Origin of the sequence: uncultured Campylobacter sp., assembly GCF_938039245.1 — a bacterium.
GTDB lineage: Bacteria > Campylobacterota > Campylobacteria > Campylobacterales > Campylobacteraceae > Campylobacter_A.
On sequence record NZ_CALHVN010000027.1, the window covers coordinates 1 to 9,368 of the forward strand.

Sequence of the window (9,368 nt, forward strand, 5' to 3'; positions counted from 1 at the left end):
TTAGACGCTCTAAATTTAGCCCGTTAGCAAGCCCGTACGCGATAGCTTCGTGAAGCGGGGCGAATCTTAAAAACTAAATAAGTTGCTGATTTAAGAGAGTTTGACGTAATTTTAACCTGTATAAATTTCGCAAGCAGCTCAAAGTCCCTGAAGCAAAACCGAGTATAGCGCGTCTATCTCGCTATCGTCAAGTAGCAGCGTAGAGCGCTCGTTAAAGAGCATTTTTATCTTTTCTATCTCAAAGCCCTTTTGCGCAGCGCAGTGCTCGTGAGCGGGCAGGAAGCTCCTGGCTAGCGCAACGCTATCCTCCACGGGCTCGTCGCAGATAAAGCAAAAGAGCTCGTCGTGTAGTCTGCCCTCGGCCTCTAAAATGCGCACGTAGCTCTCGATGAGTAGGCGTTTGGGAGCGCCCCTATCAAAGCGCGAGGCGCAAAGCTCGAGCTCGCGAAAATACACCTCGTCTATCTGCTCGACGTCTCGCAGGTGCGCGTAGAGTAGGCGCATAAACTGCTGCCACGCAAGTAGTCGTTCGCGCGAGAGCTGCCAGCGGTAGCCTAGATGCAGGACGCTGCGCAGGTGCGGGAGGAAGTTTTCGCCGCCTTCAAGCTCGAAGTCGATCTTGTAACCTTGCAGGACGTTTGAGTGGCGCGCGCCGTAGAAGCGGTAGGATTTGACTAGCAGCGAGGGCGTGAGGATGTAGACGAGCAGGTCCTCGTCGCGCACTTTTTGCGTGTGCAGGATGTAGCCTTGCATGGTTAGAAAAAGGCTTGGATTTTTTGGCGCAGGATGTCTGGCTCGGCGATGTGATTTATCTCGTCGCGAAAGGCGCTTGCACCGTCTATGCCTTTGGAGTAGCGGTGTAGGTGCTTGCGAAAGATCGCCGCTCCGTGCTCGCCGTAGTGCTCGATCATCGCGTCAAAATGCGCCAAGATGATCGCCTTTTTCGTCGCCGCGTCGATGCTGCCGCCCGTCTTTATCTCGTGGAAAACCCACGGCCTACCTATGCAGGCGCGTCCTATCATTAGTGCGTCAGCATTAGTTAAATTTAACGCGTCGGTAGCATTTTCGGGCGAGATGTCGCCGTTTGCGATGACGGGGATGGTCACTGCTTCTTTGGCTCGGCCGATCGCGGCGTAGTCTACCGTAGCCGTGTAGCCGCCCGCTCTCGTGCGTCCGTGAAATGCGATGTAGTCCGCTCCGGCGTCCTGTGCAGCAAGGGCTAAAATTTCGGGTATTTTTTCATCAAAGCCTAGGCGCAGTTTGACGCTGGTCATTTGCTTATTTGAGGTTTTTTTGATAGTTTCTACAATGCGTTTTAGATTTGAGATATCTTTTAGCAGCGCTGAACCCGCAGACTGTTTGACGACTTTTGGCACCGGGCAGCCGCAGTTTAGATCGATCCCGTCGATGCCCTCGATACCGTTTAAAATCTCAACCGCTTTTTTGATGACGTCCGCGTCGCTGCCCGCGATCTGCACGATGTAGGGCGTTTCAAGCGGAGATTTTTTGAGCATCTCAAGAGTTTTGCTACCCTCGTAAACCAGTGCGTTTGCGCTTATCATCTCGCTTACGGTTACGTCGCAGCCAAACTGCTTGACCGCGCTTCTAAGCGGCAGATCCGAAAAGCCCGCGAGCGGAGCTAGAAAAAGCGGCTTTTTTGAAAAATCTATCAGCAATGCGCGTACTTAAAAAATAGATCTGTCGGGACGTTTTTGCCGTTTTGTCTGAGGTATAGCAGGGTGCGGAAATTTTGATATTCGCCGGCTTCAAAACCCGCCAAAACCTCCTGTGCACGCTCGAGCATCTCAAATTCAAACAGCAGATAGACGTATGCTTCCTGCGCCTCTTGGCGTTCGTTTTTGAGGCGCTCGAATATGCCGATGACAGCGTCTGGAGCGATTTTGTTTTTTAGCGTCGCGGCGCTGATGCTAAAGCTGTCTTTTGAAATTTTATCCGAATTTAACAGCTCCAAAATCTCGTCGTTGCTCAAATTTATCTCGTCTTTGGCAAAGCGGGCGATAAGAGTCATGGTCTCTTTTTCGTCCAGATCTGGAGCAAATTTTTTGATATCGGCGAGCGAGCCTAAATTTATTAGCTTTTGCCTTGCTTCGCGGACTATTTCTCCCTGATCGCCCGTAGGTTTTTTAAGCGTTTCTAGATAGTACCCGTCCAAATTCGCTATTTTGTTTAGCTCGTTTTTGATAAAGAGAGGATTGTCCTTAGGTAGCTTAAATTTCTTTAGGTCGGCGACTTCGCCGTTTTTGACTGTGCGCATTACGCCTAGGACGTTTTGTAGCTCCTCACCATCGATATTTGCGTCTTTGTATCTATCCCAGGGTGAGAGGACTCTTGCTATCTGAGACGGGATTTTATAAAAGTTCGTTTTAAAGTCTTTGTTTGTATCAAGGCCGAGTAAAATTTCCTTACTGAGGTCTCTATAGAATTTCTCATCGTGCGAAATTTTGCGTTTAAAGGCGTAAAATTTAAACCCGTGATAGGCCATATGAAGCACGCAAAATATCGTCAAAATCGCAGGCGGCAGTATCATCCAAACGGCGACTGGTAAATTTAACGCATACTCGGCGTCGCTGCCAAAGAGGGCAAATTTAAGATGAAGCTCGTAGGAGCCGCCCTCAAAAAGATAAACGATCGCGCCGACTACGACCAGGTAAAGCACGGCGCAAGCTATAAAACGTTTGATTTGCATGGCGTACCCCTATTTTGCGGTTTTTTCCACTATCTCGCGGCAGGTGATGCAGTATTTTGCGTGCGGTTTGACGCGTAGACGCGCTAGCCCGATCTCCTCCTCGCACATCTCGCAGATGCCGTAGGTTTTGTCGGCGATCTTTCGCAGCGAGACGTCGATCTCGGCTAGTTCTTGTCTTTGTTGAGCGCTGATTGATTGCTCGATGAGCTGATCGGCGTTTACGGAGGCGATATCAAACTCGTCGCTGACGCCGCTTTGGCGAAGTCCCGCCATCTCGTTTGACGAGTCTAAAATGTTTTTAGTTATCTGTGCTTTTCGCTCCAGTAAAAGTGCCTTAAACTGCTCCAAGTCGCTTTTACGCATTTTGTTCCTTTACTTGTGATATGGGTGGTTAGCGTTTATGCAAAGAGCTCTGAAAATCTGCTCGTGAAGCATAAGCTTTGCTATCTTGTGCGCCATCGTCATGCGGCTTAGGCTGACGACTGCGTCCGTTTTTTGTTTAAAATTTTGACTAAGCCCATAAGCTCCGCCGATAAAAAACGAAATTTGAGCCTTGTCCGAGATTAGTTTAGCAAACTCCTCGCTGTTAAATTCGCGACCCGCTTCGTCAAGCGCCACGCAAAAGCCGTTTAAATTCGGCTCATAAACCTCGTCGTAAGCTCTTAGCGCTTCGTCTCGCCCCTTGCTTTGGGCTTTGGCAATCTTGTCGTTAAAGATAACGACGTCCGAAATTTTGGCGAATTTCGACGACATCTTCGCGTACTCTTTGATCTCGTTTTCAAAATTTTCACGTTTTGACTTTTGGATGCAAAACACGGAAATTTCCAAATTTATTCCTCGTCGTCCAAATTTTGAGCGCTCGGCTGCTTGGCGGCGTAGGCCGGGTTGTTTGAGAGTAGCCTTATCATATCGCTCAAAAACTGCTTATGCTCTTTGCGCTCGACTATGGCGTCTATTAGGCCGTGCTCTAGCAAAAACTCCGATCTTTGAAAGCCCTCGGGCAGATCGGCTCCGATGGTTTGCTTTATAACGCGCTGTCCGGCAAATCCTATGAGAGCGCCGGGCTCTGCGATGATGACGTCGCCCAGCCACGCAAAAGACGCGCTAACTCCGCCCATCGTAGGATCGGTTAGGACCGATATATAGGGCACTTTGGCCTCGTCAAGCAGCTTTAGCGCGGCGGAAGTTTTTGACATCTGCATCAGCGAAAACGTACTCTCCTGCATCCTTGCTCCGCCCGAAGCCGAAACGATGATAAGAGGCTGCTTTTTATCGAGCGATCTTTTTGCGGCGCGTACGATCTTTTCGCCCTCGACCGAGCCTAAAGACCCGCCCATAAAGCTAAAATCAAAAACCGCCAGTTGCACGTTCATACCGTCTATCTTGGCCTCGCCGCAGATCACGGCCGAGCTTCTGCCCGTCTTTTCCTCGTTTTCGCTTATGCGTTTTTTATAGGATTTTTTATCGACGAATTTAATCGGATCGACGGGCTTTAGCTTGGTGTCAAGCTCGACGAAACTGCCTTCGTCGCAGATCATCGCTATCCTCTTGTCGGCGGCTAATCTCATGTGAAAACTGCACTTTGGACAGACGTTAAAATTTGCCTCAACCTCTTTGTAATACATCAGCGAGTGACAGCTGTCGCATTTGACCCAGTGCGCCGGAGCCTCGCTAGGAGCGGATTGTTGCTTTCTTGTTTTGGAAAAAAAATCTAAAAAGCTCATAGTTCCTACTTTTAAAAAATTTAGGGATTATAGCCAAAGTTAGCTTATGTTTTGCTAGTCGGGTATTAAATTTACGCTGCACGCTTTGGGGAGTAAGCGGGTAGAATCGCCGAAATTTACGCCGCCCATTTCTGTGCTTTTTAGGTAAATTTTAAATTTATACGGAGGCGGTTTGTAAATTTGAGGTTAAATTTAAGAAATTTGACTTCGAGGCGTTTAAGATTTATGGTCTAAATTAAAGCGCTCAAATTTGTAAAATTTAACCCAAAATTTGGTGAGGTATTAGCTTAAATTTAAGCCTTTAAATTTGCGGCTTACCACTCGATATAGGTTTTTGCCTTTTTTATATTCGCGATTTTTATTTTTAAAATTTGACCTTCACTCTCAAACGAGATCTCATCGTCGTCGGCGGACAAAATTTTGCCTTTTAGCTTTTTATTTTCGTCGTCTACTTCGACCGAGATTTTAGCTAGTTCTCCGACGCTTGAGATAAAATGGCTCGGTTTTTCTAGCTTTCGCTCAAGTCCCGGCGAGCTAACCTCTAGTACGTAGTCCCCGCTAAGAGGCGGCTCGACGTCAAATATCGGCGAGAGTAGGCGCGAAACCTTTTCGCAGTCGTCTAAATTTACGCCGCCTGGCTTTGTGATATAGATCCTATAAATGGCTCTGCCGTTTTCGTTTGCGACCTCGACGTCGTAGAGTTGCACGCCGCACTGCGAGATCAGATTTTCAAGATTTTGCATTTTTGTTTAGATCCTCTGAGATTTTTTCAAACAAATCGTCCATGTGGTTTTGGTACTCGAGCCTATCGTCGAATTTAAAGTGAAAATTAGGCGCTCTATACCAGCCCTCGGCCGCCATGCAGTGGTTTTGTAGGTGCTTTGATACGCGCTTTAGACGGTCTAGTATATAGGCCTGCTCGCGTTCGTCAAACATCATTTTATCTAGATATACGAACGCGTCGTATCTGCCCTTTTTACACTCGACGTCGGTTACGCAAAGTCCGCGTAAAAGCTCGTCCTCAAGCGCAGATAGAGCCTCTGGCAGTAGCTCTTTTAACACACTTTGCGTGCGCAGGCGTTTTATCTCCGAGGGGTTCATAGGCTAGCTTGCTCCTCTACTTCTTTGAAGCTCTCGATATAGTCGCCCTCTCTGATGTCGTTGTAGCCGTCTATACCCACGCCGCACTCAAAGCCGCGAGCAACCTCTCTCACGTCGTCTTTGAAGCGTTTTAGCGAGCTTACCGTACCCTCGTGTACGACCACGCCGTTTCTGATGAGGCGGATTTTCGCGCCGCGGTTTATCGTGCCCTCGGTCACCATGCAGCCTGCGATCGCGCCCACTTTAGGGACGTTGATGACTTGGCGTACTTGTGCTTGACCGAGCTGCTCCTCGTGGATGACAGGCGACATTAGGCCGCTTAGGATCGCCTTGACATCGTCGATCAGGTTATAGATGACGTTATAGGTTTTGATTTCGACGCCGCTTTCTTTGGCTTTTTCTTTCACTTCGCCCGTCGGCCTGATGTTAAAGCCTAAAATCACGGAGTTTTCGCTCGCTCTGGCTAGCTCTACGTCGCTTTGAGTGATGCCGCCTACGCCCGAGTGGATGATATTTACTTTTATCTCGTCGTTGCGAAGTTTTTCTAGGCTTGCCTTGATGGCTTCTAGCGAGCCGCCAACGTCGGCTTTTACAATGACAGGGAGCGATTTTAGCTCGCCCTCGGCGATCTTTTCGCTAAGCTCTTCCAGGCTTACTTTCGTCGTCTTGCTAAGCTCTTTTTGGCGTAGGTATTCGGCCTTTTTCTGTGCGTATTCGCGGGCTTCTTTGTCGGTTTTGACGCTTATTAGCGTTTCGCCGGCTTCAGGAATCTCGCTAAGGCCCATTATCACGCCGCATTCGCCCGGTTTTATCTCTTTTAAAATTTTGCCCTGATCGTCGGTTATGCTTCTTATCTTACCGTACGCAATGCCTGCGACCACGATGTCGCCTACTTTTAGGGTGCCGTTTTCTACGATAACGGTAGCTACCGGACCGCGGCCTTTTTGCTGCGAGCTTTCTATTATGGCTGCTTTCGCGTTTGCCTTTGCATTTGCTTTTAGTTCTAAAATTTCAGCCTGCAAGAGTACGATCTCAAGTAGATCGTCTATACCCATACCGGTTTTTGCGGAGATCGGTACAAACTCGTACGTGCCGCCCCAGTCTGTAGATAGGATATCTAGCTCGGCTAGCTCGCTTTTTACTTTGTCGGGGTTTGCGGCCTCTTTATCCATCTTGTTTATCGCGATGATGATCGGTACGCCAGCAGCTTTTGCGTGGTTCACGGCCTCTTTGGTCTGCGGTTTTACGCCGTCGTCGGCTGCAACTACGATGATAACGATGTCGGTGATCTTGGCTCCTCTAGCGCGCATAGCCGTGAAAGCTTCGTGGCCCGGAGTGTCGATAAAGGTAATGTTTTTGCTGTTTTTGTTTACCATATAGGCGCCTACGTGCTGCGTGATGCCGCCTGCTTCGCCAGCTGCTACGCGCGAACTTCTGATGTAGTCTAGTAGCGAGGTTTTGCCGTGATCGACGTGACCCATGATGGTGATAACCGGAGCGCGGACGGTCAAATTTATATCGTCTAGCTGCTCTTCTTCTTCGTAGGCCTTAACGTAGTCAAACTCTTCTTGCGTATCGACGATATTTACCTCGATACCGAACTCATCGGCTAAAATTTCTATCGCATCCTCGTCTAAAAAATCGTTTTTGGTCGTCATCATGCCGAGCATAAAGAGCTTGCCGATGACTTCGCTAGGTTGCTTGTTGATCTTATCGGCAAATTCGTATAGGCGGATCTCTTTTGGTATCTCGACGTAGGTTACCGCCTCGCCGTTATGGTCGGCGCGTTGTGATTTTTTATGTTTTTTGCGAGGCCTGCGCGCGGTACCTTGCTCTAGAAACGAACTTACCGAGTTATTTAGTACCGGCTTGTACCCCGTATTTGTCGGTTGTTTTGTTTTTTGAGGCTCCGGAGTTTGCGTTCGAACTGAAAAATCAGGCAATATAACTACGTCTTCATCGTCTATCACGATATCGGCCATATCGCGGTCGCCGAGCAGATCCATCTTCGTGGTGCCGTCTTTTTTAGTCGCGATGACCGGTTTTTTCTCTTTTTTCTTTTTGCGCTCAATTTTTTCGTCGCTAAATTTAAACATATTTTCCAAATTTAGCGCCGGCGCAGACTCTTTTCTCTCGCTTGCTCTAGGTGCGGGCTGCTCGTCTTTTTTCTTTTTTACGATGACTAGACCGCGTCTTTTTTGCAGACTAACGTCGGCTAGGCTCTCTTTTGGCTGGACCGGCTCGGCGGCAGGTTCGACCTTTGGTTCCTCTTTCGGTGCCACTTGCGTTTTTGGCTCTGGCGCTTTTTCTGCCGGTTTTTGAGTAACTGTTTTTTGTTCTTTTTCGGATTTTTCGTCGTTTTTTGTTTCTATTTTTTCTTTCGGCAAAGGCTTTTCTTCTTTTGCGGCGCTTGTTTTTTTAGCTTCTTTAGGTTTGTTTTCTTTTTCCTCTTTGCCCTCTTTGGTTTCCGCCTTTTTAACGGTCGGTTTTTTCTTTTCCGGTTTTTTCTTGAGAGCTTCGGGGATCTCGCCGGTTTGGATGTAGGTGTATAGCGCCGCCGCTTCTTCAGGACTAACGCCGCTTGAGTGCGTTTTGACCTTTAGCCCAAGTTCAATAGCCTTTTCTAAAACCTCTTTGCTATTGTAACCGAGCTCATTTGCTATCTCTGAAATTCGAACAGTCCCCATTTAAGAGTATCTCCTTTAAATTTTGCCCGTTTTGTAGCGTCGCGATAAAGCTGCCTGCGACTCTTCCGAGCGATTTTCTTAAAATTTTCTCGTCTTTTTTTAGACATTCTTCGCAAAGATAAAAGCTGCGTCCGTTTCCGTTTCCGAAAAATAGCGAAGAATTTATCAGTCTGTATCTACGCAAAATTTGCTGTTCAAAGCGCTTTTTGCAGACCATGCACGTCCTGATAGGGATAAATTTTTGAGCCATTATTATAACTTCTTTTAGCTTTTTTTTAGCTTTGTAGGATTTTTATCCCGTCGTTGTCGAAATTAAAAATTTCAATCCGAAAGCTCTTAAATTTATCTTGCAGTTTTTGTTTTAAATTTGCCGCATCGCCCGCGTAAACGATATTTAAAAAGCTCGATCCGCTACCTGAAAGTGTGCTTAAAAGAGCGCCGTTTTCGTAGGCTATCTTGCGCACTTCAAAGAGCTCGGGTAGGCTTTGCATGCGGATTTGCTCGTGCATGACGTCTTTTGCCGCCGTCCTTAAAGGCTCGTAATTTTCACTAAAAAAGCAAGCCGTGAGAAATGCGGCGTGAGAGAGGTTGCTAACGCACTCGCTCATCGTAAAATTTTTGGGTAGTTTGGCGCGAGATTCGTTCGTGCTCATCGGCTTATCCGGGATCACGACGACGGCTTTGATATCGGCGCTCAAAGGTTTTTTTAGGGATTTTACCTTGCCGTTTTCGACGACGGAGCTAACAAAGCCGCCAAGCGTCGCCGGAGCGATGTTGTCGGGGTGGTTTTCGTAAACTAGGGCTTGGTTTAAAATCGCGCTTTTATCCGCCTTAAACCCAGCCGCCGCATAAGCCGCCGCGATGGCTGAAGTGATGACTGCAGAGGAGCTTCCAAGTCCGCGAGAAAACGGGATTTGATTGGTAAAAATCATGCGAAAAGTATCTTTTTTGCCCGTTAGTTTGACGTAAATTTCATTGAAAATAGATAAAAAAATGTTGTTTTTTTTAAGAAGCGCGTTGTCTTTGCCTTCGCCCAAAATGCTCACGGAGGCGAAGTTTGCCCTCGTTATCTCGACTGTGTTGCGTAGCTCTAAGGCAAGTCCTAGGGCGTCAAAACCGGGACCGATGTTTGCGCTCGTGGCGGGAACT

At 47.8% G+C, this 9,368-nt stretch carries 11 protein-coding genes; all 11 read right to left on the reverse strand.

The features are described 5' to 3' along the window. Positions 1-138 precede the first annotated feature (138 nt). A complete protein-coding gene (gene recO, locus Q0218_RS04840) occupies positions 139-753 on the reverse strand; it encodes a recombination protein RecO (protein ID WP_297966893.1) in 615 nt (204 codons plus the stop codon). Positions 754-755: 2 nt separating this feature from the next. Next, complete coding sequence (locus tag Q0218_RS04845) at positions 756-1,673, reverse strand: tRNA-dihydrouridine synthase (RefSeq protein WP_297966921.1); 918 nt, start codon at positions 1,671-1,673, stop codon at positions 756-758. Further along, the gene (locus Q0218_RS04850; protein ID WP_297966896.1) at positions 1,670-2,707 is read right to left on the reverse strand and encodes a LapA family protein; all 1,038 of its coding nucleotides are present in this window, start codon (positions 2,705-2,707) and stop codon (positions 1,670-1,672) included. The genes Q0218_RS04845 and Q0218_RS04850 overlap by 4 nt, the downstream gene beginning before the upstream one ends. Before the next feature lie 9 nt (positions 2,708-2,716). Next, positions 2,717-3,070, reverse strand: coding sequence for an RNA polymerase-binding protein DksA (gene dksA / locus Q0218_RS04855; protein WP_122863290.1), 354 nt, complete (start codon positions 3,068-3,070; stop codon positions 2,717-2,719). Positions 3,071-3,079: 9 nt separating this feature from the next. Next, positions 3,080-3,535: a 23S rRNA (pseudouridine(1915)-N(3))-methyltransferase RlmH gene (locus Q0218_RS04860; protein ID WP_297966900.1), complete on the reverse strand. Its 456-nt coding sequence runs from the start codon at positions 3,533-3,535 to the stop codon at positions 3,080-3,082. A gap of 2 nt (positions 3,536-3,537) precedes the next feature. Then, the gene (gene accD / locus Q0218_RS04865; protein ID WP_297966903.1) at positions 3,538-4,431 is read right to left on the reverse strand and encodes an acetyl-CoA carboxylase, carboxyltransferase subunit beta; all 894 of its coding nucleotides are present in this window, start codon (positions 4,429-4,431) and stop codon (positions 3,538-3,540) included. A 314-nt stretch (positions 4,432-4,745) separates the two neighbouring features. Further along, entirely contained in the window at positions 4,746-5,174 is a 429-nt protein-coding gene (rimP, locus tag Q0218_RS04870; RefSeq protein ID WP_297966906.1) for a ribosome maturation factor RimP, read from the reverse strand. Then, positions 5,161-5,532, reverse strand: coding sequence for a 30S ribosome-binding factor RbfA (rbfA, locus tag Q0218_RS04875; RefSeq protein ID WP_297966909.1), 372 nt, complete (start codon positions 5,530-5,532; stop codon positions 5,161-5,163). Before rbfA ends, rimP begins: the two co-directional genes overlap by 14 nt. Further along, on the reverse strand, positions 5,529-8,219 hold the full coding sequence (gene infB / locus Q0218_RS04880) for a translation initiation factor IF-2 (protein WP_297966912.1): 2,691 nt from the start codon (positions 8,217-8,219) through the stop codon (positions 5,529-5,531). The genes rbfA and infB overlap by 4 nt, the downstream gene beginning before the upstream one ends. Next, positions 8,185-8,469: a hypothetical protein gene (locus tag Q0218_RS04885; RefSeq protein ID WP_297966915.1), complete on the reverse strand. Its 285-nt coding sequence runs from the start codon at positions 8,467-8,469 to the stop codon at positions 8,185-8,187. Before Q0218_RS04885 ends, infB begins: the two co-directional genes overlap by 35 nt. Positions 8,470-8,494: 25 nt before the next feature. After that, on the reverse strand, positions 8,495-9,368 hold an 874-nt coding region (gene thrB, locus Q0218_RS04890; protein ID WP_297966918.1), incomplete at its 5' end, for a homoserine kinase.